Source organism: Myxococcus stipitatus DSM 14675, assembly GCF_000331735.1.
GTDB classification, from domain to species: Bacteria; Myxococcota; Myxococcia; order Myxococcales; family Myxococcaceae; genus Myxococcus; species Myxococcus stipitatus.
This window is the reverse complement of sequence record NC_020126.1, coordinates 3,994,593-4,017,879: the sequence shown is the minus strand read 5'-3', so window position 1 is coordinate 4,017,879 and position 23,287 is coordinate 3,994,593. Positions and strand designations below refer to the sequence as shown.

The 23,287-nt window shown below is 69.6% G+C and carries 19 protein-coding genes; 16 read left to right on the top strand and 3 right to left on the bottom strand.

Annotation, left to right across the window (positions count from 1 at the left end):
* Nucleotides 1-1,152, bottom strand: coding sequence for a Re/Si-specific NAD(P)(+) transhydrogenase subunit alpha (locus MYSTI_RS15730; protein ID WP_233278286.1), 1,152 nt, complete (start codon nucleotides 1,150-1,152; stop codon nucleotides 1-3).
* A 206-nt stretch (nucleotides 1,153-1,358) separates the two neighbouring features.
* On the opposite strand from MYSTI_RS15730, the gene MYSTI_RS15725 reads away from it, so the two are divergent.
* From MYSTI_RS15725 to MYSTI_RS15650, 16 genes are all read left to right on the top strand, one after another.
* Nucleotides 1,359-3,086 carry an AMP-binding protein gene (locus MYSTI_RS15725; protein ID WP_015348755.1) on the top strand — a complete coding sequence of 576 codons (1,728 nt, stop codon included), beginning with the start codon at nucleotides 1,359-1,361 and terminating at the stop codon, nucleotides 3,084-3,086.
* Nucleotides 3,087-3,280: 194 nt separating this feature from the next.
* The gene (locus MYSTI_RS15720; RefSeq protein WP_015348754.1) at nucleotides 3,281-3,667 is read left to right on the top strand and encodes a DUF4280 domain-containing protein; all 387 of its coding nucleotides are present in this window, start codon (nucleotides 3,281-3,283) and stop codon (nucleotides 3,665-3,667) included.
* Nucleotides 3,660-4,712, top strand: coding sequence for a type VI secretion system protein IglI family protein (locus MYSTI_RS15715; RefSeq protein ID WP_015348753.1), 1,053 nt, complete (start codon nucleotides 3,660-3,662; stop codon nucleotides 4,710-4,712). Before MYSTI_RS15720 ends, MYSTI_RS15715 begins: the two co-directional genes overlap by 8 nt.
* Before the next feature lie 4 nt (nucleotides 4,713-4,716).
* Nucleotides 4,717-5,616 carry a type VI secretion system baseplate subunit TssG gene (locus tag MYSTI_RS15710; protein WP_015348752.1) on the top strand — a complete coding sequence of 300 codons (900 nt, stop codon included), beginning with the start codon at nucleotides 4,717-4,719 and terminating at the stop codon, nucleotides 5,614-5,616.
* A 63-nt stretch (nucleotides 5,617-5,679) separates the two neighbouring features.
* Nucleotides 5,680-6,282: a type VI secretion system contractile sheath small subunit gene (gene tssB / locus MYSTI_RS15705; protein WP_015348751.1), complete on the top strand. Its 603-nt coding sequence runs from the start codon at nucleotides 5,680-5,682 to the stop codon at nucleotides 6,280-6,282.
* A 40-nt stretch (nucleotides 6,283-6,322) separates the two neighbouring features.
* Nucleotides 6,323-7,813 (top strand): type VI secretion system contractile sheath large subunit, encoded by a 1,491-nt coding sequence (gene tssC, locus MYSTI_RS15700; protein WP_015348750.1) that lies wholly within the window; start codon nucleotides 6,323-6,325, stop codon nucleotides 7,811-7,813.
* 43 nt (nucleotides 7,814-7,856) lie between these two features.
* Nucleotides 7,857-8,435 carry a hypothetical protein gene (locus tag MYSTI_RS15695; RefSeq protein WP_015348749.1) on the top strand — a complete coding sequence of 193 codons (579 nt, stop codon included), beginning with the start codon at nucleotides 7,857-7,859 and terminating at the stop codon, nucleotides 8,433-8,435.
* Nucleotides 8,436-8,456: 21 nt separating this feature from the next.
* The gene (tssK, locus tag MYSTI_RS15690) at nucleotides 8,457-9,707 is read left to right on the top strand and encodes a type VI secretion system baseplate subunit TssK (protein ID WP_015348748.1); all 1,251 of its coding nucleotides are present in this window, start codon (nucleotides 8,457-8,459) and stop codon (nucleotides 9,705-9,707) included.
* Between the two features lies 1 nt (nucleotide 9,708).
* Entirely contained in the window at nucleotides 9,709-10,110 is a 402-nt protein-coding gene (gene tssE, locus MYSTI_RS15685; protein ID WP_015348747.1) for a type VI secretion system baseplate subunit TssE, read from the top strand.
* Nucleotides 10,107-11,756, top strand: coding sequence for a hypothetical protein (locus tag MYSTI_RS15680; RefSeq protein WP_015348746.1), 1,650 nt, complete (start codon nucleotides 10,107-10,109; stop codon nucleotides 11,754-11,756). Before tssE ends, MYSTI_RS15680 begins: the two co-directional genes overlap by 4 nt.
* Nucleotides 11,757-11,783: 27 nt before the next feature.
* Nucleotides 11,784-12,386 (top strand): hypothetical protein, encoded by a 603-nt coding sequence (locus tag MYSTI_RS15675; protein WP_015348745.1) that lies wholly within the window; start codon nucleotides 11,784-11,786, stop codon nucleotides 12,384-12,386.
* A gap of 13 nt (nucleotides 12,387-12,399) precedes the next feature.
* On the top strand, nucleotides 12,400-14,046 hold the full coding sequence (locus MYSTI_RS15670) for a type VI secretion system baseplate subunit TssF (protein WP_015348744.1): 1,647 nt from the start codon (nucleotides 12,400-12,402) through the stop codon (nucleotides 14,044-14,046).
* Nucleotide 14,047: 1 nt separating this feature from the next.
* Complete coding sequence (locus tag MYSTI_RS15665; RefSeq protein WP_015348743.1) at nucleotides 14,048-14,686, top strand: DotU family type IV/VI secretion system protein; 639 nt, start codon at nucleotides 14,048-14,050, stop codon at nucleotides 14,684-14,686.
* A gap of 10 nt (nucleotides 14,687-14,696) precedes the next feature.
* Nucleotides 14,697-14,996: a hypothetical protein gene (locus tag MYSTI_RS15660; protein ID WP_015348742.1), complete on the top strand. Its 300-nt coding sequence runs from the start codon at nucleotides 14,697-14,699 to the stop codon at nucleotides 14,994-14,996.
* A 2-nt stretch (nucleotides 14,997-14,998) separates the two neighbouring features.
* On the top strand, nucleotides 14,999-18,883 hold the full coding sequence (locus MYSTI_RS45310; RefSeq protein WP_015348741.1) for a type VI secretion system membrane subunit TssM: 3,885 nt from the start codon (nucleotides 14,999-15,001) through the stop codon (nucleotides 18,881-18,883).
* Complete coding sequence (locus tag MYSTI_RS15650) at nucleotides 18,880-19,425, top strand: hypothetical protein (RefSeq protein ID WP_015348740.1); 546 nt, start codon at nucleotides 18,880-18,882, stop codon at nucleotides 19,423-19,425. Before MYSTI_RS45310 ends, MYSTI_RS15650 begins: the two co-directional genes overlap by 4 nt.
* A 188-nt stretch (nucleotides 19,426-19,613) precedes the next feature.
* Here MYSTI_RS15650 and MYSTI_RS15645 read toward each other — a convergent pair whose 3' ends face one another.
* On the bottom strand, nucleotides 19,614-20,984 hold the full coding sequence (locus tag MYSTI_RS15645) for a hypothetical protein (RefSeq protein WP_015348739.1): 1,371 nt from the start codon (nucleotides 20,982-20,984) through the stop codon (nucleotides 19,614-19,616).
* A 199-nt stretch (nucleotides 20,985-21,183) separates the two neighbouring features.
* Entirely contained in the window at nucleotides 21,184-23,112 is a 1,929-nt protein-coding gene (locus MYSTI_RS15640; RefSeq protein WP_015348738.1) for a flagellin family protein, read from the bottom strand.
* Nucleotides 23,113-23,287 lie beyond the last annotated feature (175 nt).

Below are 23,287 nucleotides of genomic sequence, written 5' to 3'. Positions count from 1 at the left end.
TCACCCCTCCCTCATGGCCACATCCGCCACGGCCGGGTGGACGACGTCCCCGCCACGGGTGATGAGCATGCCCTTCACGATTTCATCCGAGACATCCAGCTTGAGCACGCCGTCCTTGTCGGTGACGTGCCCGAGCAGCTTCTCCATGTTGCGCGAGTACATCGCGCTGGCATGCACCGCGAGCTGACTGGGCAGGTTGCGCTCCCCGATGACGGTGACTCCTGTCTCCGTGCGGTAGCGCTCCCCGGGCCTCGTCAGCTCACAGTTGCCCCCTTGCTCGGCGGCGATGTCCACCACCACCGAGCCGCTCTTCATCCGCCGCACCATGTCCGCGGGCAGCAGCACCGGCGCGCGCCGCCCGGGCACCAGCGCCGTGGTGATGACCGCGTCCGACTTCGCCACGTGTGTCGCGAGCACCTCGGCCTGCTTGCGCTTGGCCTCGTCGCTCAACTCCTTCGCGTAGCCTCCGGAGCCCGCGGCGTCCTCGATGTCGATGTTGACGAAGCGCGCGCCCAGGCTCTCCACCTGCTCCTTCACCACCTTGCGCACGTCGTACGCCTCCACCACCGCGCCCAGCCGGCGCGCCGTGGCGATGGCCTGCAGGCCCGCGACGCCCGCGCCCAGCACCAGCACCTTCGCGGGAGGAATGGTGCCGGCCGCCGTCATCAGCATGGGGAACAACCGGGGCAGCCCCTCCGCCGCCAGCAGCACCGCGCGATAGCCCGCGATGGTGGCCTGCGAGCTGAGCACGTCCATCATCTGCGCCAGCGTCGTGCGCGGAATCATGTCCGTGGCCAGGAGCGTCACCTTGCGCCGCGCAATCTCCTTCGCCAGCTTCGGGTTCGACATGGGATAGGCCAGGCTCACCAACACCGAGTCCGCCTTGAGCCGCTCCACCTCCGCCGCGTCCGGCGGCTGGATCTTGAGCAGCACATCGGCCGCGGCATAGACAGCCTCCGCGCTCGACTCGATGCGCGCACCCACGGCACGGAACTCCTCGTCGGAGCACTCCGCGCCCTGGCCCGCACCACTCTCGACCACCACTTCGTGCTTCTTGCCGACGAGGCGTTTCACGCTCTCCGCCACGAGCGCGACCCGCCGTTCGCCCGGCACTGTTTCACGGGGAATGGCGATGATCATGCAAGACAGCATAGGCCAATCCCTCCACACCGACTCAATCCCTCGCGACGACAGGGTTTTCCCCCACAGCCCCTGTCTGGAGAGGCATTGCGAGACGTAGTGGATATCCACCACCCACGCGCCCCCGGAAACCTTGCCGGGACTTCGGCCCGACTCTTGCCTGAGCAGGTGGACGCACATGTCCACCCGTCGCATAGACTCGGCGGGAGAAAGCCCTCATGCCCTTCGACCTCCGGGACATCCTCCTCCGCCAGAACGACACCGCCCCTTCAGACGGAGGGCTGCCCTCCTGGCTCCGGGAGAGCTGGAGCGACCCCGAGGGCTTCATCGCCGCGCTCGCGCAGCACCACGCGGGCCGAGGCGCCGCGACGCCCAAGAGCCGCCCGGGCCAGCATTACGACTTCTTTCATGACCTGACCGTCCGCCACGCCGACTCCACCGCGCCGGCCTTCCGCGCCTGGGACGCCGCGCGGGGATGGCTGCCACTGACCTACCGGGAGCTCGGCGACCGCGCCTCCCGCCGGGCCACCGAGTGGGCGGCGCAGGGTGTCAAGCCGGGTGCGAAGGTCGCGCTCGTCCATGCGCTGGGGCCCGAACTGCTCGTGTCGATGATGGCCTCGCTGAAGCTGGGCGCGTGCATCAGCGTGCTGCCCCCCACCGGCACCCTGTTCCTGTCCCGCCGGCTCGCGCTGCTGGAGCCCCAGCACCTCTCCACCGAGCCCCATCAAGTCCCGCTGCTCAAGGGCTTCGAGCCGCTCCTCCTGCGCTCCCGAGGCGACGCGGCGCCGTCCTTCACCTCGCACACGTACCGGCCCCACGACACGGTGGCCCTGCTGTTCTCGCCGCTCGTCTCTCCTCCGGAGACGCCCGTGCCGCTCTCCGCCGAGCGCGCGTGGACCGGCGCGCTGCGAGACGGGCTGCTCACCTACGGCCTGGGCACCGGCGACCTCTTCGCCGCGCCCGGCATGCACTTCCTCCAGCACCAGCCCGCGCTCCTCTTCGCCACCCTGCTCCGAGGCGCGACGTATCTGCACATGGAGCCCGCCGACGTGGAGCGCGCCCCCACCCGCCTCACCGAGCAGCCCCTGCGCACGCTCGGCGTCAGCGCCGCCCTGCGGACCGCCCTCACTCGCGCGCACCGAGGCCCCCTGCGCGGCGTGGCCCACTGGTTCCGCGGCGCCGAGGATGCGCTGGACTGGGAGTCCTGGCGGGACTGGCTCCGGCAGAGCGAGCTGGGCAAGGTGCCCCACACGCACGTGCTCATCGACGCGGCGGAGGGAGGCGCGGTGCTCGTGTCGCGGCGGCACACGGAGGAGCTGCACACGGGCATCGCCCCCGCGCCAGGGCGGGCCTGGGCCCTCAAGGACCTCAACCTCAGCGGTCAGGAGGCCGCGAGTGATACAGGGGTGTTCACCCCGCTGCCCGACAAGGGGCGGCCCCCGGGCTACGTCATCCTCGCGCGCCAGGGGGAGCAGTACCTCTTCGCGGGGACGCGTGACGCCCGGCGCTCGGGCCGCGTCTATCCCTCCTCCGAGGTCGTCGAGGCGCTCGCGGACCTCCCCTTCGTCTCGGGGGCCTGCGTCACCTCCGTGCCCTCGGGAGGCACGCCGGGCCAGTCCAAGCACGTGCTGCTCGTCTTCACCGGCGCCGAGGAGAAGGAGCACTTCGAGCGCGAAGCCAGCCCCCGCCGCCAGGCGCTCCGCCACCACCTGGAGCTCCGACTGGGCGCCGAGCACCTTCCTGATCGCACCGAGCTCTTTCCGCTCCTGCCGCACCGGGACAAGGAAGGACGCGTCGACGAGGCCTGGTGCCGCGCCCAGTACGCCACGGGCGCGCTGCACCAGAAGTCCACCGATCCGCTGTTCCAGGCCCTCACCGCGGTGAGGGAGCGCGCCCAGGAGAGCGTCCGCGGCGCCGGCGACGACGAGCGCCCCGGCTCCCGCTAGCGAGTGTCCAGACGCGTACAGCCCGGACGCGCCCGCGTTCCCAGGCGACGCACCCCGCCAACGCCCCCACCTCCTCCCCCCTGAAGTCCAGAGGGGAGCCGCCCCCACCCGAGCGCTGGCACGCCCCACGCAATGCCGTGGATCAGCGCGCGGTGCTCCAATGGGGGAGCCCGCGATGCCCACGAGGTGCTCGCATGGGAGCCCAGGTCGTCATGGGGGCGGTGCTGCAGTGCAGCTTCGGCGTCGCGCCCTCGTCGCTGGTGGTGCCACCGACCAGCAAGGTCATGGGGCCGGTGCCCGCGGCGAACATCCTCGACAACAAGCCCATCGCGAACATCCCGCCCTTCGGGATGTGCCAGTCGCTCGCGAACCCCACCGTGGCCGCCGCCACCGCCGCGGCCCTGGGGGTCCTCACGCCCATGCCCTGCGTCCCCGCCACCGCGGCGCCGTGGGTGCCCGGCTGTCCCAAGGTGATGGTGGGCAACATGCCCGCGCTCGACAGCAACTCCAAGCTGATGTGCTCGTACGGCGGCGTCATCCAGGTCGTCTCCCCCGGACAGGTGAAGATCATCAATGGCTGACGCGGCCCTCAGCGTGCCGCCCTACGACGGCACCTACCTGGAAGAGCCCCTGGAGGGCGCGCCCCCCGAGACACCGGCGGATGCCGAGCCGGACCCTCGCGTGGAAGCCGTCACGGAGGCCGTGGCGGGAGGCGACTACGCCACCGCCGCCCGGAGCGCGGAGGCCCTGCTGAGAGAGGGCATGCACGACACGCGGCTCGTCGGCCCCTACCTCTTCGGTTCCTTCCAGGAGCACGGCCTGCGCGCGATGCCGGGCCTGTTCCGCTCCCTCCTCCAGGTCCTCACCGTCAGCCGGGATGCGTTCGGCCCCGTGGCCAAGCGCGACATCTTCCTGGAGAGCGGCCTGCGCTGGCTGCTGCGGTCCATCATCAAGCACATCGCCCACCACGAGAAGAAGCAGGACGCGACGTGGAAGCGCTGGTGCGAAGCCGAGACTCGCGCGCCCATCGAAGAGGCGCTGCCCCTGGCCGAGCCCCTCCTCGCCGCGATTCCCGGCGCCCTGCCCAAGAACGGCTGCGAGGAGCCCTTCCGCAACCTGGCGCATTGGCTGCGCCGCCACCTCGAGACACTCCCCGCGCCCGCCCCGGCCGCGCCCGTCGCCCCCCCCACCGAGGCGCCCGCCGCCGCCAGGTCCGAGCCCAGGCCCGACGAAGCCCCCGCGTCGAAGCCAGACGCCGCGGCTCGCGCCACGCCGACGGCGGCCCCGACGCCCTCGGTTCCGGGCGTGCCCATCTCCGCGCCGCTCGCGCTGCTCATCCGCAAGCTGGAGGCCTTCGACCAGCTGGTCCAGGAAGGCGCCATGCCCAAGGCGGGCGTGGTGGCCGCGGATGTGATGGCCACCGTGGAGCGCTTCGACCCGCGCATCTACCTGCCGTCGCTCTTCACGCGCTTCTTCGCCGGCCTCACCAGCCACGCGCACGCGTTGGAACCATATCTGCATGAGAGCGAGTCGCTGCCCATGCGCGCCCTGGAGCAGCTCTACCGCGTGGACCTGGACGCGTTCCTGACCCTGCCCTCGGGCGACTCATCTGGAGAGGAGGACTGACGCCATGACCGACGCCTCGCCTCGCTCCTCGGGCTCCCGGGGAGAGCCCACCGTCGAGGAGCGCATCCGCGAGCGCGCTGGTGCCTTCGACATGCCCGCCCTGGTCGACCTGCTGGCCAAGGAGGGCTATGGCCCGGACGACGTGGAGCTGAGGAGTCACCGGGGCACCGTGCACGCCCCGCAGCTCATCCACTCGGTGGAGTTCATCCGCCATCCGCGCCGCGCCGTCATCACCGTCAACCTGGGCCTGCTCAGCGTGCAGTCGCCGCTGCCGTCCTTCTTCCTCAAGGCCATGGAGTCGCTGGAGCACGACGCCATGGAGAGCTTCCTGGGCTACTTCGACCACCTGCTCCTGCGCGCGCGCTTCGCGGGCCTCTTCCCGGAGCGGGACGGCTCCCTGCTCCCCGGCTGGGACCACGCCACCGCGCACCGCCTGCGCCTCCTGCGTCCGTCCTGTCCCTCCACGCTGCACTGGCTGTTCTCGCAGGCGTATCCGGAGGCGGAGGTCCGCGTGCGCCGCGCCACCCGGCGCCAGCGCATCGACACCAAGGGCGTGCGGCTGGGCGGCGCGGCATTGGGAGATGGCACCGCCATGGGCGGCTTCGCCACCGTCCCCACCGGTGGAATGGAAGCCTGGCTCTACCTGGATGAGTCCATCTGCGGCACGGGCAGTCCCTGGGCCATCGAAGCGCGCCGCCGGCTGCGCTCGCGCGTGCTGCCGCACCTCATCGACACCCCCGTGTTCCTCACCGTGGCGCTGGTGATTCGAGACCAGCACGGCCACGCGCGCGTCGAGGACACCAGCCACCTCGGCTACGAGCCCATCATCGGCGGGCCCGAGCAACCGCAGCAGGTCGTCTTGTTCAACGGAGACACCGCGGCTCGCCGCCCGTCTCCGCAGTGACACGCAGGACCCCGAGGTCTCGGGGGGCAGAGAGGCTTTTCACCGAAGAGGAGTAACGTCGCCATGTCAATTCAGGAACAGTTGCCAAAGTCTCGCATCACGCTCACGTACCGGACCACCATCAACGGTGAGCAGGAGACGGTGAACCTGCCGCTCCGCCTGCTGATGCTGGGGGACTTCTCGCTGGGTTCTTCGGAGGACCGCAAGTCGGACCTCGACGCGCGCAAGCTGCGCTCCGTCAACGGCAAGAACCTGGACGAGCTGATGCGCGACATGAAGATGTCGCTGCGCTTCCAGGTGCCCAACCGCATCAACCCGGATGTGGAGGCCGACCTGGACGTCGAGCTGCCCGTCGACCGGATGAAGTCCTTCCACCCGGACGAAATCGTCAACCACGTCCCCAAGCTCAAGGCGCTTCGGCTGCTCAAGAAGCTGCTGATGGAGATGCAGTCCAGCATCGACAACCAGAAGGCCCTGCGCAACCTGGTCTACGAGCTGTTCTCCAACAAGGACGCGCTCAAGGCCGTGCTCGCGGAGCTCAAGGAGTACGAGTCGCTGCGCCTGCCCGCCAAGCCCGCCATGGCCGCCAACGCCTCGCCCGCGGCGAATGGCGCTCCGGCGACCGCGCCCGCCACCGTCACCGAGCCCGCCACCGTGAAGGCGTGAGCGGACTTCCACTCCATCCTTTCCCATCAAGGTAAACGTCATGGCTGAAACCTCTTATCTGCCTGGGTTGTTCAAGAGCGTCCGGCTGGAGCGTCCCTCGGACGCCAAGCCGATGATCTCCGAGAAGTTCGTCCCCGCCCTCGACGAGAAGGAAGTCACCATCGAGGCGCGCTTCATGTCGGCGCTGGCCGCGCTCGTGCAGAACGTCCCCCCCGCGGAGACGGATGCCGGCGACGCGGTGCGCTTCGACAAGGGCAAGGTGCTGGACGTCATCAGCCGCATCGACTCGATGATTGACGACCAGATGAACGAAATCCTCCACCACGAGCGCTTCCAGCAGATGGAGTCGGCGTGGCGCGGTCTGGAGGACCTGGTCTCCCACACCAACTTCAAGGCCAACATCGCCATCGACCTGCTGGACGCGGGCCGGGACGAGCTGGGCCAGGACTTCGAGAACAACTCCGCGGACGTCTTCGCGGGCTCCTTGTTCAACAAGGTCTACATCCAGGAGTACGACCAGTACGGCGGCCGTCCCTTCGGCGCCATGATTGGCCTCTACGAGTTCTCCTCCACGCCGGGCGACATCAAGTGGCTGCAGTCCATGGGCAAGGTGGCCAACGCCGCGCACTGCCCGTTCGTCGCCGCCGTCAGCCCCAAGTTCTTCGGCTGCGACAAGGTCGAGGAGATGGAGGCCATCAAGGACCTGGAGGGCGCGCTCGCCCACCCGCGCTACGGCAAGTGGAACGCCCTGCGCGACAGCGAGGAGGCCGCGTATCTGGGCCTGACCTTCCCGCGCTACGTGCTGCGCCTGCCCTGGCATCCGGACAAGAACCCGTGTGACGACCTGCACTTCACCGAGGACGCGTCGGGCGACTCCAACAGGTACCTGTGGGGCAACTCGTCCATCCTCTTCGCCCGCAACATGGTGAAGGCGTTCGAGATCTCCGGCTGGTGCCAGTCCATCCGCGGCCCCAAGGGCGGCGGCCTCATCACCGGCCTGCCCGTGGACACGTTCTTCCTGCGCGGCCAGGAGGAGATCAAGCCGCCGGTGGAGATCGCCATCCCGGACTATCGCGAGTACGAGTTCGCGCGCTGCGGCTTCATGCCGCTCGTGTACCGCAAGGGCTCCAGCGAGGCGACGTTCTTCAGCACCCAGTCCGCCAAGGTCTCCAAGCGCTTCAAGGACCCGAAGGACTCGGAGAACTCGCAGCTCGTCACGAACATGGCGTACACGTTCTCCATCACCCGCCTGGCGCACTACATCAAGTGCATCATGCGCGACAACATCGGCACCACCGCCGACGCGCCGTACATCCAGAACCAGCTGGACGCGTGGCTGTCCGGCTACGTCACCACGGTGGCCAGCCCGGATGACCTGACGGTGCGCCGCTTCCCGTTCAAGGCCACCAACGTGGAGGTCATCCAGCGCACGGGCGAAATCGGCTGGTACGACTGCCGCGTCGCCGTGCTGCCGCACATCCAGTTCGAGGGCCTCAACGTCGAGCTCATGCTCGAGTCGCGGCTCGGCTAGTCCTCGTTCCCCCCCCGCTGTCCCACCCATTCAGGAGTCAGACATGCCTACTTTCTCGCGCGACATGGACGTCGTCCAAGGCTTCAACTTCAAGAAGGACAAGCAGTCGACCATTGGCTACATCACGGCCATCACCATCGGCGGCATCGCGCTGGTGGCGGACCAGGAGACGCTGACGGACCCGGAGCAGCCCGCCAGCGTGCTGGCCTCCAAGGCCGTGTCCGTGCTCAACCACTACCTGTGGGAGACGGGCGCCACCGACGCGATGTACTTCTCCGGGCAGATCTCCACGAGCAACAAGCAGAAGATCGCCGAGATGCTCCTGGGCTCCTTCGCCAACATCGAAGTGCTCATCAAGTACGTCGTCTACGAGTACGACCCGGTGGCCAAGAAGTACTTCAAGTCCAACTACACGGACGCCGACCTGCAGTGCCTGCTGGAGAAGAATGGCGACGCGCTGAACATCGCGGTGGCGGACGATGCCTCCCGTGAGGTCCAATCGCCCAAGAACTTCTCGTTCCAGATTGGCGTGAAGCCGAAGACGCTGGAGCAGTCCATCAACGTCGCGGCGGGCGTGCAGAAGAACATCGTCAAGAAGTGGGGCATCACGGAGACGGCCTAGCCCCGCCGCCAGAAACACACCATGCCCTCATTCAAGCTCGCACGGGTCCGGTGGCACGTCGGTCAGACGCTGCTCCCGGAGCACTTCGAGGCCCAAGAAGCGGCCCTGGAGGCCGAAGTCCGCCTCCATGCCTCGTTGTCCGGTACGCCGGGGTTCGGCGTCGCCGCCATGGCCTGGAGCGAGCCGCTGCTGGTCGGTGGCAGCCTGTCCATCTCCACGTTGACGGCCGTGACACCGGCCGGCTTCGTGGTGGATGTGCCAGGCAACGCGGTGCTCCCGCCCTTCTCTCTGGAAGGGACGGGGCGCGCCGAGGTCACCGTCTATCTGCACGTGATGGGGGATACGACGAGCGCGGAGGGCGTGCGGCTCTACACGGAGGACCCGCCGATGTTGGAGCGAGTCCTCCGTCGGCTGCGCCTCTCCGCGGAGCCGGTCCTGGACGGAGCCATCGACACGCTCCCCCTGGCCCTGTTCCATCGCGACACCGAGGGGCTCTGGAGGCTGGCGGAGGAACTGGTTCCTCCGCTGCTCCTGGTCGGCCCCCACCCTTTCCTCGGCGCGCTCCTGTCGCGGCTGGACTCGCTCCTGGAGCAGGCCCGGCTGCAGCTCATCGCGCGCCTGTCCGACAGCTACCTGCGCACGGACCGGCTCACCAACGCCCGCCGCGCGCTGTGCGAGGTGCAGCGGCTGCAAGCGATGCGCTCGGACATGCTGCGCCACATCTCCCCGCACCCCTACTCCTTCTTCGACGCCCTGCGCGGCCTCTACTTCGAGGCGTGCTGCTACCTGGAGCTGATGCCGGACAAGCACCTGCCCGCGTACCAGCACGACGCTCCGGGCAAGGGTTTCCTGCGCTGGCTGGAGCTGCTCACGCGCGCGCTCCAGCCGGAGGCCACCCGCGTCACGCACCGCTCCTTCGAGCCGCGCGACGGCCAGTTCATCTTCTCCCCGCTGCCGCCCGAGGTGCTGGAGAGCGGAGAGCTCTACCTGCTGGTGCAGCGCCGCCAGGCTGGGGAGGTCTTGCCGGTGGATGGCGTGAAGCTGGCGGGGCCGTCCCGGCTCGCCACCGTGCGCCGCATGGCGCTCAAGGGCATCCCCTTCAACCACGTCCCGCACCCCTCGTTCCCTCACGCGCTGGGGCCTGAAATCGACTGGTACCAGCTGGTGCAGGGCGAGGAGTGGCAGTTCGCGCTGAGGGAGAACGGCCTGGCGTTCTACACCACGCCCGCGCTCCAGGGCGCCCAGGTGTCCCTCTTCTGGCGCAGGGCGTGACATGGGGCGCGCATCCTTCCTCGACAAGTTCGCCAGCCGCGGCAGCAGCGTCCGCTCGGGCTCGCGCCAGGGTGGCAACGAGCTGGAGCACGTGCTGCGCAACCTGGAGGCCGTGCTCAACACCAAGGCGGGCTACGGCTTCTTCCGCCGCGACTTCGGCCTGGGTGAGTACACGGAGAAGTACGGCACGCGCGAGCTGGTGGAGACGCTCACCCGCGAGCTGCGTGAAGAGATTGCGAACCACGAGCCGCGCCTGTCCCACGTGGAGCTGACGATGCGCGGGCGCGACGCGGGCCTGTGGCTCCACTTCGGCCTGGTGGGCACCGTGGCCGGGGAGCGTCACAAGCTGCGCCTGCGATTCGACACGCTCAGCGGACATGTCCGCGTGGAGGTGGAGCCATGACGTCCGGCACGTTCAACGACCGGCTGACGGTGTCCGTCACGCTCACCACGGCGGGCACGCCGCACGCCATTCCGCCCGGTGACGTGAAGTCCTTCGCGCTGGAGCTGCGCTCCTGGGGCTTCGAGGGCCAGGTGGAGTTCGATGTCGCGGACAACACCTCCGCGGGCGGCCTGGAGACGGACCCGCTCAAGACGGCGTTCCTCGCGCAGGACCTCATGGAGGTGCAGCTGGAGGTGAAGGCCGTCCACACCGACGCGGCGACGCAGCCCGCGCTCACCTCGCTGAAGGTGAAGGGGTTGGTGTCGGAGCGCTCGCTGGTGGAGATTCCCGCGGCCCCCGCGCCGGGTGCGCCGCTCTTGCACCGCCGCTACCAGGTGCGCTTCATGGACCCGGCGCGCCTCCTGTGGAGCCAGCACTTCCCCAGCGTGCTCTACACGCACAAGACGATGAAGAACGTGCTGGATGCCCACAAGGGCTCGCACATCGCCTTCACGTACGACTGGAGCGCGGGGCTCGACACGTCCTGTCCGCAGCTCTTCCTGGGCCTGACGCCCGAGCACGGCGCCAGCTTCTACGACTTCCTGCTGTGGTACGTGGACACGCGCAACGGGGTGTTCGCCTACGACTACGCGGCGGCGAAGTACACGCTGACCACCGCGAAGTCCTCCGCGGGCACACCCGTGGACCTGCTGCCGCTGGAGGTGGAGTCGCTGGGGATTCGCTTCCCGGAGGTGCCCCGGCACGACGTGACGGTGCTCAACGCCGTGGCGCAGGGGCCGGCCACCAAGCCCATCACCCAGGAGCGCGCCGTCACCGGCATCCGGCAGGACGTGCTCCTGCGCACCCCCATCACGAATCAGGTGGATGCCCGCGTCTCGCTGGAGACCGCGCGGCTCAAGGTCCGGAGCAAGGAAGTGGACCTGACCTGGCGGCGCTTCCCGGCCAAGGCCCTTGTCCCGGGGATGCAGGTGAAGCTGCCCACCGCCCAGGCCTGGGCCGCGGCGGGCCTGACGGGCGGCCAGACGTTCCGCGTGCGCTCCGTCGCGTTGCGGGGGAACGCGCTCGCGTCCTCTCCGGACGCGGAGCACCTGGCGAAGAACGCGGGGTTCCACTTCTCCATGCACACCGTCCTGGAGACCCAGGCGGAGACCTGGGTGGAGCTCCCCGCCTACCTGGCGCCGGACTGGCCCACCTACGTGGAGGGCATCATCGTCAGCGAGGTGGGGGAGCAGACCCACGAGACGTGGCAGGCCTACACCGACAGCGCCACCTCCCAGGATGGCTACAAGGTGAAGATTCCCCTCTGGGCCAACCAGATTGTCACCCTCCCCTTCAACCCCAACCTCCTGCCGGGGCACTTCTACTTCCCGGCCTACAAGGGGGAGCGGGTCCTGGTGGGGCTGGACTTCCAGCAGGCCTGGCTCAAGCGCTTCCTGGATTGGCGCGCCACGGCACGCATGCCCGCGGATGGCCAGGGCACCCACCTCCTGGTGGGCAAGACGCCGGAAAACGGGACGTCCATGAAGCACTCCTATGCGGAGGGCAAGCCGGTCTTCCTCTTGCAGAGGACCAACGCCAAGGACACGGCCCGCATTGAAATCAAGGAGGGGACGCTCGTCATCCAGGTGAAGGAAGAGCCCGCCTAGGCGCGGATTCGGAGGCGTGAAAGACGCATGGGAACGCTGGTCTGCACCATCGAGCTCGACAAAGTGAAGGGCATCACCGTCACGGTGGACAACGCCGACGGGAAGATTCTGCAAACCGTGACGATGGACGGCACCAGCATCACCCTCAAGGTGGCCGGCCAGACTGACACCAGCACCGTGGTGCAGAAGGCGGACAGCGTCGTCGTCACGGTGAAGGACTTCAAGGTGGACGCGGAGACCATCACCCTCCTGTCGTCGAAGACGTCCGAGTGGACGAGCCAGGACACGCTGAAGGTGACGAGCACGAAGGACATGACGCTCACGACGCAAGCGAAGCTCACGCAGAGCGCCACGCAGGACGCCAGCATCTCCTCGTCGCAGAAGGTCAACGTGGAGGCCACGGCGGCGCTCGCGCTCAAGGGCCTGACGGCCTCCATGTCGGCCAGCGGCGGCGAGGCCAAGGTGGACGGCCTCACGCTGAAGCTCGCGGGCCAGACGTCCAGCGAGCTGAGCGGGCTGAACGTGAAGGTGGCGGGACAGGCGGCGCTGGACCTGGAGGCGCAGGGCATGGCCAACCTCAAGGCCTCCGGCATCACCAGCGTCTCCGGCGCGATGGTGAAGCTGGGTTGATGGAGCACCTGCGATGACCCGCCCCACGGACCGGCTGCACCAGGACTTCCTCGAGGAGATGGCCTCGCTGGAGCGCTTTCGCCAGCGCTTCCATGAGCGCTACCCCGCGGCCCCGCTGGAGCGCGAGGACCCGGACGTGCGGCGCCTCATGGAGGCGATGGCCTTCTTCTCCGTGCAGACGCGGCACGCGACGCTGCACAACCTGCGAGCCACCTGGCGGCGGCTGTTCGCGGGCTTCTTCGACTTCCTCCTGGAGCCGCTGCCGACGCGCGCGGTGGTGGAGGCGCTCCCGGGCGGGAAGATGGGGGAGCCCATCCTCCTGCCTCGCGGCACGGAGCTGCGGTTGACGCCCAGCCAGGGCGAGCCCGGCACCTTCCGCCTGCAGCGCGACCTGCGCGTGCTGCCCGTGGAGCTGGAGTCCACGGAGGTGCGCCCGCTGGTGCGCGGCGGGCACCGGCTCATCCTCACCTTCGAGTCCCGCCACGAGCGCTCGGACGCGGTGGGAACGCTGAGCCTGCACGTGCGGCACCTGGACGAGTACCTGCCGTCGCTCGCCGTGTTCCACTCGCTGCGCCAGCACCTGCGGGGCATCAGCGTGGTGTACGACGCGCTGGCGGACGAGCACTCCACGGGCACGAAGTGCGACGTGTCCTTCGACCGCGAGGCCCCCTCGCCGGAGGACTCGTCGTCGTTCTCGCATCCGCTCCAGCGGCTGCGCTCGTTCTTCCTCTTCCCGGAGACGGAGCTCTTCATCCACGTCGACGTGGCGCCCACCCGCGGGGCGTGGCGGCGCTTCAGCCTGTGCTTCGACCTGGCCCAGGAGTGGACGGTGGGCCGCTCGCACCGGCCCGACTTCCTGGTGCCCTTCGCGGTGCCGGTGGAGAACCTGCGCGCGGAGCCCGCCCAGGTCATCACCACCGACGGCACCCGCTCCGAGCACCCCATCCGCAACATGAGCGCGGGGCGGGAATTGGCGCTGCACTCGGTGACGGGCGTGTTCGAGATGACGAAGACGGGCCTGACGCCGCTGCGGCCCGCGCACCTGCCCGGCTCGGGCCCCGCCTACGAGGTGGAGGAGGTCCCGACGGAGCATGGCCCCTCGCCGCACCTGGTGCTGCGCATGCCGGAGGCGTTCGCCGCGCCGCGCAAGCTGGTGGTGGAGGCGCTGTGGCACCAGCCGCGCTTCGCCTCGGATGCCTCCGGGCGGATGTCGGTGAGCGTGCCGGGGCGGCACCTCGAGGGCCTGGACTGGCGCCTGGTCGGCCAGCTCCAGCCGGACCGCGAGAGCCCCCTGCGCGACGACCTGACCGCGCTCACCCAGCTCCTCGCCTGGAAGGCCCAGGCCACGCTGGGGCTGGAGGAGCTCCGCTCCGTGCTCGAGCACCTGGGCACGCCCGCGGAGGGCCCCTTCCGCCGCGTGCTGCCGCTGCTGCGCGAGCTGACCGTGTCGCGCGTGCCGGACAGCGCCATGCGGGGCTCGGGCTTGCGGCATGTGTACGAGGTGGTGGTGGAGCCCTTCGAGCCCGGCTTCGAGCCGCTCGTGGTGTGCTTCCTCACGCGGGTACGGGACTTGCTGGATTCATGGAACCACGAGGCCGCAGTGGAGCTTCGCGCCACCATCGCGGGGACCGGTCCCCTCGCCCTCCCGGGAGTCTCCTGACATGAAGCTGACGCACTGGAAGGCCATCCTCCTGGCCTACCGCCATGTGGACGACACCCTGGCGCGCGAGCTGGGCCCGGCGAACCTGGACCCGGCCTACCGCGACCACCTGTCTCCGGGCGCGATGGACGCGCTGTCGCGCGACCTGGTCGTCGAAGTCGAGAAGCTCCGCATCGCCCTGGGCACGGACCTGCGCTCCGACGACGTGGAGAAGGTGCTGCAGCCGTTCGCGTTCCTCCTGGACGAGAAGGTGCTCGGGCGGCTGGCGAACGACGACGCCCAGCACTGGCCGCTCTTGCAGCTGCGCGTGTTCGGCTTGGACTCCGGCGGAGACCTCTTCTACGAGCTGGCCGACACGTGCCTGCGCCGGCAGGACACGGCGCCCCTGCTCTTCGAGATGCTGCACTTCTGCCTCACCGCGGGCTTCACGGGCCGGTATGTCGGCCACCCCGCGCGGCTGCGCGAGTACCGCGAGCAGCTGGTGGCGCGCATCCCCCGCCCGGAGGCCGTCGCGCCCCAGGTGGCGACCGAGGAAGCCGCCCCGCCGCCCACGCTGTACGACTTCCCCTGGCGCTACTACGCGGTGACGCTCGCCATCATCGTCGCGCTGCCCGTGGTGCTCTGGCACCTCTCCAACTGAGACACCTGTGATGACCTCCCCCAAGACACCGCCCCGAACGCCCACCCCGGGCATGGCCGAGCTGGTGGAGCGGCTGGAGCGGGCCGTGACAGCCTCGCTGGGCTCGCTCGGTGAAGGGACGAAGCCCTTGCTGGACGTGGTGCGCGAAGGCGCCAAGGCCCTGGAGCCGGGCCCCGGTGGCGCGCGGCTCTCGCTCAAGGAGCGGGAGGCATGGGGCGTGCAGCTCGAGTCGACATTTCAGCGGCTGGAGGACGTGATGGAAGGTCTTCAGCTCGCGGCCCGCGCACAAGCGGGCGGGAAGAGGGACTAGCCATGGCGGGCGAGAAGGTTGCGGCCGCGGCGACCGCGAGTGCGGCCGCGAACGCGGCGACGACGGCGGCGGAAGCAGCGCGCCCCTATCTGACGTGGATTCTCATCGGGCTGGGGGTGCTGCTGGCCCTGGCGCTGGTGGTGGGCCTGGTGTGGTGGTGGCGCAAGCGCCGGCCGGCCGCGCCCGCCGCGGAGCCTCGCAAGAAGCTGGAGTCCAAGGCGCTGCTGCGCATCCAGGAGAAGTTCCTGCGCGCGCTGCCCCTGCGCTACCGCGTGGCGGTGATGGACTTCCCCACCGTGGTGGTGATGGGCCCCGCGGGAGCCGGCAAGACGACGCTCATCGACCTGGAGGTGGACTGGCGCAGGCAGGAGCGCCAGTTCATGCCCAGCTACACGTCGGACCCGCTGCTGCAGATCTTCCTCGGGCCCGACAAGGTGGTGCACGAGGTCTCCGCGTCGCTGCTGGAGGACGACACGCAGGAGGCGCGCAGTGCGCTGCGGCGCCTGTGGCGCTCGAGCTTCCGGCGTCAGCGCGGGCGCGTCGTCGTGGCGCTGGACACGCGCTGGTTGGCGGAGACGCCGCCGGACGAGGTGCGCCGCTTCATCCAGCTGGTGCGCGGGAAGATCAACCTGCTGGGCGAGGTGAGCAAGGGCGCCGTCGAGACGCGGCTGTGCCTGACGCACATGGACTCGCTGGTGGGCTTCGAGGACTTCGCCCAGCTCCTGCGCGGCCATGGCATCCCCCTGCACTGGGACGTGCCGCCTCCGGGGGAGGAAGGCAAGCTGGCCGCGGGACTCCAGCCGCTGGAGCAGTACTTCGCGCTGGGCCTGGTGTCGCTGTCGGTGGAGGCCTTCGGGCGGCTGGAGGAGTTCTACGCGCGGGGCGGTGACTCCTTCGCGGCGCTCGCGCGCTTCGTCAGCGGCCTGTGGGAGGGCGGCGCGCTGTCCTACCGCCCGGAGCTGTCGCGGGTGTACCTGTCGTCCCCCTACGCCGAGGCCCGCTCGATGGGGGTGTTCGCCATCGCGGCGGAGAAGCGGAACATCGAGCTGCGCTCGCTCTATCGCGGCAAGCACCTGCGCCGCTGCGCGGCCCTGCTGGCGCTGGGGTGTCTGCCCGTGCTCGCCGCGTATGCGAACTTCCACGGCCGGCTCGAAGCAGCCCAGCGGCACATGGCGGACTTCGACTCCACGGTGCAGCGGCTCCAGCAGCAGCACCTGACGGCCTCGGGCGAGGTCGTGGTGGACAAGGGCCAGGGCGCGATGCAGGCCATGGACGCGCTCCTCGCCGCCAAGCGCTTCTGGCCTCCGCTGAACCACAGCTTCCTCGACGAGCAGGAGGTGCTCCGCGCGCAGCTGGCCAACACCGTCCGGCTCTCGTACCTCAAGCCCCTCATGGAGCGGTGCCAGGAGCAGTGTGAGCGCTGCGGTCCGCTCATCCCCGGCTGTTCGCCGTCGGAGCTGGGAGGAGGCCGCTCCCTCTTCACGCCCACGCAGGTGGACGAGCGGTGTGAGCGGGAGACGCTCTGCCGCCCCGAGCAGATGCTGCACCTGATGGCGGTGGCTCGCTCGGCGCGCGGCGACGACATGGGCCGCTTCCTCCTGTCGAGCCTGGACAGCCAGTACCGCAAGCGCTGGAACTGGGCGGCGGACTCGCTGGACCTCCTGGGCACGCGTGCGACCGGGAAGGATGGCGACTGGATGCAGGCCACCGGTCTGCGCGAGGAGGTCGTCGGCGACTACATCATCTCCAGCGACCAGGCCTGGCGCGCGGGCATGCAGACGCAAGCGCAGGTTCCTTGGATGAAGTGGCCCTACCAGTGGCTGCGGGAGGAGAGCTACCTGGGCCCGTGGCGGGACCACCTCATGCGCCTGCAGCTGGTGCTGGGGGCTCGCGAGCTGAACCTGGAGCAGTGGCGCACGCTCGCGAGTGAGCGTCAGCGGCTCCAGATAACGCTGGCGCAGAGCATCTCCTATACGTCCGCGCACAAGCTGCTGGCGCTGCTCGACGCGTCCGGCTCGCCGGAGAGCCAGGCGACGCTCAAGGGCGTGGAGAACACGCTCGACTCGCTCGACTGGCACCGGGACCACCAGGCCATGCTGGCGGCGGTGCTGCGCATGGAGGAGGAGATCGACGCGGGCCTGAAGGCCGCCGAGGAGATGTCCACGGCGGAGCTCCTGACGCGCACCGGCGGCCTCTTCGTGCCCGCGAACGCGGACGCGCGCATCGAGGTGCGCGTGCTCCAGCAGTCCTTCGAGTTCCGCCCCAAGGAGCTGTCGCGCGTGCTGTTGGACAAGCTCTTGCGGCAGATTGAGCAGGGGCAGAATCCGTTCAGCCGGCGCCTGCTGGGCCTGCCGTCCGGCGTGGTGGCGTCCGCCCAGGAGAACGGGCTGGGCATCTCCATCGGCGATACGCTGGACGTGGGGCATGTGGACGCGATGCCCTCGAACCATGGCTCGGAGTGGCTGAACTTCGAGACCGACATCCGGCCCCTGGTGGATGAGTTCACCATCCGCATGACGGACTCGAAGCTCTCCCGCGCGGAGGCCGCGCAGCGCCAGGGCTACGTGCTGAAGAAGGTCTCCAACTTCGGGCAGCGATACCGGCAGGACCTGCTGGTGAAGTACCGCGACTATCGCTTCACGGCGCTGACGACGACGCTGGCCTCGGAGCTCTCCGCGGTGACGCAGCCGACGTCGGAGCTGGTGGCGATGCTCCGCGACGTGTCGACGGGCGCGGGCATCGGCCCGATGGAGGGCCCCTACTACGAGCCCCTGCGCCAGGAGCTGTCGGCCTTCCGTCCCGTCGTCCAGCTCATGACGCCGGACAAGGATGGACAGACGAAGGAGCTGTCGTCGTTCCTGCTGCTGGTGTCGCAGCTGCACACGGAGGTCTCCGGCTTCAACGCGCCGCCGATGTTGAGCGACCGCACGGTGGTGCCCGCGGCGATGCGCACCGGGGGCCCGGATGCGCCCGCGGCGGCCGAGGAGAGTGGCCGGCAGCTGGTGGACCTGCTCTCGCCGCTGGGCCGCGTGGGCCTGTCGATGCTGCTCGACGAGGAGGGCTCGTACCTGCGCAAGGTGGATGCGTGGCTGGACAAGCAGGGCATCCTGGGTGAGCTGCGGCGGCCGTTCCGCGAGCCCTTCCTGGTGACTCGGGAGCTGGGCCGGGCGGAGCTGGAGCGCGTGCTGGAGGAGCAGTGGGAGTGGCGCTTCCGGACGCTGCTCACGCCGCTCATGCGCCGCTATCCGTTCGCGGTGGAGGCGAGCCAGGAGCTGGACCCGACGGAGCTGGACGTCCTCAAGCGCAAGGACGGCGCGTTCTGGCAGTTCGTGAACCAGGTCCTGTCGCCGGTGGTCGAGGAGCGCGGCACGGAGTGGATGCTGCGTCGGCCGCTGCGGCAGCAGCTGGCGGTTCCGCCGCGCATGCTCGCGATGCTGAGCCGGCTGTCGAAGCTGGCGCGGCTGTTGTGGACGGAGGAAGGCAAGCCGAAGCCCTTGATGCTCCAGGTGCGTCCGCTGCCGCTGCCGCCCTCGGGGGACAGCGGGTTCGTGACCATGTCGTTCCTGAAGTGCGGCGAGGCGGCGTCCTTCGGCTTCAACCAGACGCCCGCGTGGCAGGACTTCGCGCTGGCGTGGTGGGAGCCTCGGTCCGCGTCCGTGGGCGTGGAGCTGCGCGTCCCGGGACGCGAGGGCAAGCGCTACCGGTCCACGGAGCTGTCGCGCTCGTCGTGGAACTGCTTCCGCATCCTGGACGCGGCGACGTTCGACGCGGAGCAGAACGCCATCTGGCCGCTGCCGGGCCCGGATGGCTCCGAGCACTCCGAGATTCGACTGCGCTTCGGCATGCGCGGGGGGCCCTGGACCCTCTTCCAGGAGGTGACGCGATGAATGCTGGCAAGGGGCCGTGGTTGTTGCTGCTGGCGCTCGCGCTGGGCACGGTGGCCTGTGCGCCCACGCATCTGACCATCAACGTGAAGTCGCCTCCGGGGACGAACCAGGGGCGCCCGTTGCACATGGTGGTCCGGGCGGTGGACGCACAGCGCTACATGACGGAGTTCTACGCGGACGTGGCCGAGCGCATCGTCCATCCGGACGACTCCGTGGTGCAGACGCTCGTCGTCTATCCGGGTGAGAAGGCGCAGACGCGCGTGAAGATTCCGGAGGAGTCGCCGCTGGCCATCTCCTTCCTCTTCACCACGCCGGACGGGGCCTGGCAGGTGCTGCTCGACACGCCCATTCCCGGACGTGTGGACATCGACCTGGAGGAGAGCCGCATCCGCACGGATGCGCCCAAGCGGAAGAAGCCGGCCAAGTCAGAGGCCGGCAAGGGTGAGCCTCCGAAGCTGGAGGTGCCCAGCTTCGAGGCGCCCAAGGTGGAAGCCCCCAAGGTCGAGGGCCCGAAGGTGGGGGCTCCGTCCGGGGGGAAGTGACGCCGCCGCCTCAGCTCATCGGCCTTGCCGTGGTCCTGGCCCGCGATGGACGTCGCGGCCAGGGCACCGACGCAGCGCGGGCCAGGGGGAAACGTGGTGTCCTGGTGCGGAGCGGCGCACCAGCGTCTCGAGCAAGCGCTCGCCTCGAGACACCGCGGCGGGCCTCACCTCGGCCGGTGAGGCGGACTTCACGCGGGTGCGCCACCCATCGAGCCCGCGGGCGGAACGCTCGGAACCTGCGCCTCCAACGCATCGAGCTGCGTGCCCACACTGCTCGCGGTGGCATCCACCTGGGACTTCAGCGTCGCGCGCGTCGCGTTGACCTGGTCCTCGACGGAGGCCCGCGCGGTCTCCACCTGGTCCTCCGCGGCCTGTGCGCCCGTGTCGACCTGCTGTTCCAGCTCGGGCAGCTTCGCCGTCACCTGGGTCTTCACGGTGTCCACCTGCGCGGCCATCTGGTCCTGGAGGGCCGTCACCTGCGCGACGGCCTGCTCCTTGGCCGTCCCCACCTGGGCCACGGCCGCGGCGACGGCCTGGTCGATTTGAGCGCCCGCGGGCTCGACCTGCTGGAGGACCGACTGCTTCAGCGTGTCCACCTGCTGGACGAGCTGTTGCTGGACGGTGTCCACCTGCGCCAGGGCCTGGGTCTGGACCGTGTCCACCTGGGAGAGCACCTGCTCCTGGAGCGCGCTCATCTGGTTGGACATCTGCGAGGAGAACGTCCCGAGCTGCGTGGTGATTTGTGTCACCACCTGCTGGATGGACTGCACGGCCGGAGTCACCAACGGCTTGGGCAGGTTCGCGGCGGGAATCGCATCCAACAGGGTATTCACCCGCGTGAGCAGCGCCTCCAGTGAGCCGACGAGCGTTTGATACAGCGTCTGGAGTTGCTCGAGCACCGTGGGCAGCGGCGTGAAGAGCGCCAGCACCTGCTCCTTCACCGTGGCGAGCTGGGTCAGGATTGTGTCCAGCGTCGTGAGCGCGGTGTCGACGGCTTGCTGCAAGGGCCCCCGGATGGCGGCGACGGCGGCGACAGCTCCGTTCACGAGCGCATCCAGTGCCTCGCTCGCCTGGGAGATGAGCGACTCCACTCGAGCCTGGGCGGGCGCGATGGCCTTCTCGACGGTATCCACCTGGGCGAGCAGCGCCTCCACCTGCCCCGACAGGGTGGTCTCGAGCGTCTCCAGGGCCGTCGTCGCGCCCCCCACCGCGGTGGTCATCGACGCCCCGACACGCTCTTCCAACCCCGTGAGGCTGCCGGACATCGACTGGGACGTCCCGTCAACCTGGGTGCGCAGAGGAGACAACTGCTCGCGCAGCCGCGCGGCATCCGGGTCGTCCTTCTTCGCCGCCAGCTTCGCGTCGAGCGCATCGATACGACCCAGGAGTCCCGTCAACGCGGGCTCCAGGTCCGGGCGGATGGACGCCACGAGGGCGTTGAGGGTCTCCCCGACGCCCTCGATGGTGGAACGCGACGTGCCGATACGCGCCACGTTGTTTCCCCCCGCCGACTCGAGGTCCCCTCGCAGGCTCGCCAGCGTGCCCAACAGCGCCTTCATCGTGCGACCTCCGTCTCCGCCTGGCCCTGCCAACGCGGCTCCACCACGACCCGAGGAGCCAGGGCGCACGCCCCCCTCATGCGCGCCCCCCACACAGCCACCGCCCTCCAAGGGCCGATGTGCCCTGCCCCATGAAGCAGCCCGCGGCGTCCCTGTGGGAATCTCGCTTCGCGCGGCGGTTCAGTTCGATGGCCGTGCGTCACTTGAGTGCCTCCAGCGCGACACGCGCCTCCGCTGCGGCGCTCGTCAGCGAGGAAGTCTTCCCCTCGAGTCCAGACAGCGCCCCCTTGAGCTCGGAGCGCGTCTCGGAGACCTTCGCGCTCACCTTCGCCTGCGCTGCCTCGAGCGCTGCTTGTGTCTCCGAGGTGGCGCCGTCCAGCTTCGCCTGCGAAGCCCCGGAGGCGACGCGATACGCGGCGGTGGTCTCCCCCATCGCGCCCCCCACGCCCGATGAGAGGTCCGCGCGAGCCGTCTCCACCTGCGGCGAGACATCGAACGTCGGCGCGGCGGAGGAGGCCCCGGGCTCCTCCTTCGTGCGCAACATCATGACCCCTTCGGCCATGCGCACCGTCTCGGTGTCCGCGCCGGAGACGCGGCGCAAGTGCCACACGGGCTTGGCGTCCTGGTAGTCGTGCGTGATGGAGGTCTGACTGGTGTCGTTCTTCCCCAGCAGCAGTCCATCGCCCTGCCCTGCCTGAGGCAGCCGCGCTGCATCCGCCCAATCGAGGTGCCGATGCAATTCCGCCCGGTCGAAGTGCAGCTCCACCATCACCCGCGCGTTCTTGTACGGCGGGAAGTAGAAGTGCCCCGGAAAGAACCCCGGCTCGGCCGGCACGCTCACGACCTTGTTCCAGAGGGGAACCGTGACGCGCCAGGTGAGCACGGACGTCTTCTTGTCCTCGGACAGGAGGTAGATGCGGTCCTTCTCGCCGCCACCGGGACTGAGCACCTTTCCTTCGACATGAATCGGATAGCGAGGCACTCGATGCGCGGGCAGCGTCACCGTCGTATCCGCCGCGCGCTCCAGCAGCAGCGACATGTCGACCTCGAAGCCCGCGTCCTGCATCTGCAAGCCCACATGCGGCCCGTCGTTGAGCGTCCGCGCCGACATCGAGAGCTCCACCGAGCGCAGGTCCTCCCCCGTCCCCACCGCCGCAGTCCCCCACCGCTTCCCTTCCAGTCGAATCCCCACGCCCGGGCTCACCGCCACGGTGGGGTAGTGACGGAAGGAGAGGCGCAGGCGCCGCTGGGGGACTCTCACGCGCGAGCCCTCCAAGGTCTGCCGTTGCTCCACCTGCGACACGATGGGCGTGCGCACCAGGTGGTCCTGCTGGACGCCCGCGACCGCCACGGTGGCGGGGAGCTCCAGCGTGGAGGGCTGGAGCGCGGACGCATTGAGGACCCGCGCCGCATGCCGAGGCAGCGCGGGCACCACCACCTCCACCTGCGCCACCTTCTCCCAGGACAGGGGCGCGGCCTTCCCCAGCGGGGCCTTGCGCCCCAAGAGCGCATAGCGGTCCTTCACGAAGTCATAGGTCCACACGCCGCCGCGCGATTCCACCAGCCACGCGACGAAGTCGTGGAAGCTCACGCCCGGGGCGTCCTCCCCCAGCGCGAGGCAGATGAGCGGCCGCTTCTCATCGAGCACGTCCCAGTCACAGTCGAGCTTGAACGCACCCGCCGAGTGCTCCGTGAGCAGGTCCGCGAGAGTCGCTTCCGTGCGCAGCTCGGTGGGGCGGTGCTGGCGCCAGAGGACCTGGGCGGCGTCCTCGAACTCCACCGTGTAGCGGCGGAAGCGCACGGGGGCGCCATCCAACGTGCCGTGAGTCCTCGCCTCCAGGGCGCGGCTCCGGGCGAGGCCGTGAAGAACCAGCGGCTTCGGCGGTGGCTCGGGAATCGGGTAGCCGCCCGAGAGGCTCAGCTTCACGTCGAGGAGGTCTGGCTGGGCGAACGCGGTGAAGAGCGGCGCGTCATCCTTCTCCAGTCCGGTCCAGAAGCTCACCGACGCGGTGAAGCCATGCGGAAGCAGCCGGAAGGCGAAGGACTCCACCTGCCCGCCCGGAATGGTGAAGGTCCGCCCGCCCGTGGCCAGGGAGAGGGACAGCGCGAGTCGTTCCTGAAACGCCATGCGGCCGCCAGCACTTGCCCGTTCCGTGCCAGCGGGAAATCGCGTCCCGCCCCTGAAAATCGGGCCTCGGAGGGCGGGAGCGCGGTCCGCCAGGACGCAGCCGCGTTCCACCGGCACGCAGGGGGCACGGCCCCGTGAGGCCCGCTCGACTCAGCCCCCTCTGGTACGTGGCTTG

Bases quoted from the DNA above. Each gene is read 5' to 3' on its own strand.
- MYSTI_RS15730 (WP_233278286.1), bottom strand. From the start codon at position 1,152: ATGCTGTCTTGCATGATCATCGCCATTCCCCGTGAAACAGTGCCGGGC.
- MYSTI_RS15725 (WP_015348755.1), top strand. From the start codon at position 1,359: ATGCCCTTCGACCTCCGGGACATCCTCCTCCGCCAGAACGACACCGCC.
- MYSTI_RS15720 (WP_015348754.1), top strand. From the start codon at position 3,281: ATGGGAGCCCAGGTCGTCATGGGGGCGGTGCTGCAGTGCAGCTTCGGC.
- MYSTI_RS15715 (WP_015348753.1), top strand. From the start codon at position 3,660: ATGGCTGACGCGGCCCTCAGCGTGCCGCCCTACGACGGCACCTACCTG.
- MYSTI_RS15710 (WP_015348752.1), top strand. From the start codon at position 4,717: ATGACCGACGCCTCGCCTCGCTCCTCGGGCTCCCGGGGAGAGCCCACC.
- tssB (WP_015348751.1), top strand. From the start codon at position 5,680: ATGTCAATTCAGGAACAGTTGCCAAAGTCTCGCATCACGCTCACGTAC.
- tssC (WP_015348750.1), top strand. From the start codon at position 6,323: ATGGCTGAAACCTCTTATCTGCCTGGGTTGTTCAAGAGCGTCCGGCTG.
- MYSTI_RS15695 (WP_015348749.1), top strand. From the start codon at position 7,857: ATGCCTACTTTCTCGCGCGACATGGACGTCGTCCAAGGCTTCAACTTC.
- tssK (WP_015348748.1), top strand. From the start codon at position 8,457: ATGCCCTCATTCAAGCTCGCACGGGTCCGGTGGCACGTCGGTCAGACG.
- tssE (WP_015348747.1), top strand. From the start codon at position 9,709: ATGGGGCGCGCATCCTTCCTCGACAAGTTCGCCAGCCGCGGCAGCAGC.
- MYSTI_RS15680 (WP_015348746.1), top strand. From the start codon at position 10,107: ATGACGTCCGGCACGTTCAACGACCGGCTGACGGTGTCCGTCACGCTC.
- MYSTI_RS15675 (WP_015348745.1), top strand. From the start codon at position 11,784: ATGGGAACGCTGGTCTGCACCATCGAGCTCGACAAAGTGAAGGGCATC.
- MYSTI_RS15670 (WP_015348744.1), top strand. From the start codon at position 12,400: ATGACCCGCCCCACGGACCGGCTGCACCAGGACTTCCTCGAGGAGATG.
- MYSTI_RS15665 (WP_015348743.1), top strand. From the start codon at position 14,048: ATGAAGCTGACGCACTGGAAGGCCATCCTCCTGGCCTACCGCCATGTG.
- MYSTI_RS15660 (WP_015348742.1), top strand. From the start codon at position 14,697: ATGACCTCCCCCAAGACACCGCCCCGAACGCCCACCCCGGGCATGGCC.
- MYSTI_RS45310 (WP_015348741.1), top strand. From the start codon at position 14,999: ATGGCGGGCGAGAAGGTTGCGGCCGCGGCGACCGCGAGTGCGGCCGCG.
- MYSTI_RS15650 (WP_015348740.1), top strand. From the start codon at position 18,880: ATGAATGCTGGCAAGGGGCCGTGGTTGTTGCTGCTGGCGCTCGCGCTG.
- MYSTI_RS15645 (WP_015348739.1), bottom strand. From the start codon at position 20,984: ATGAAGGCGCTGTTGGGCACGCTGGCGAGCCTGCGAGGGGACCTCGAG.
- MYSTI_RS15640 (WP_015348738.1), bottom strand. From the start codon at position 23,112: ATGGCGTTTCAGGAACGACTCGCGCTGTCCCTCTCCCTGGCCACGGGC.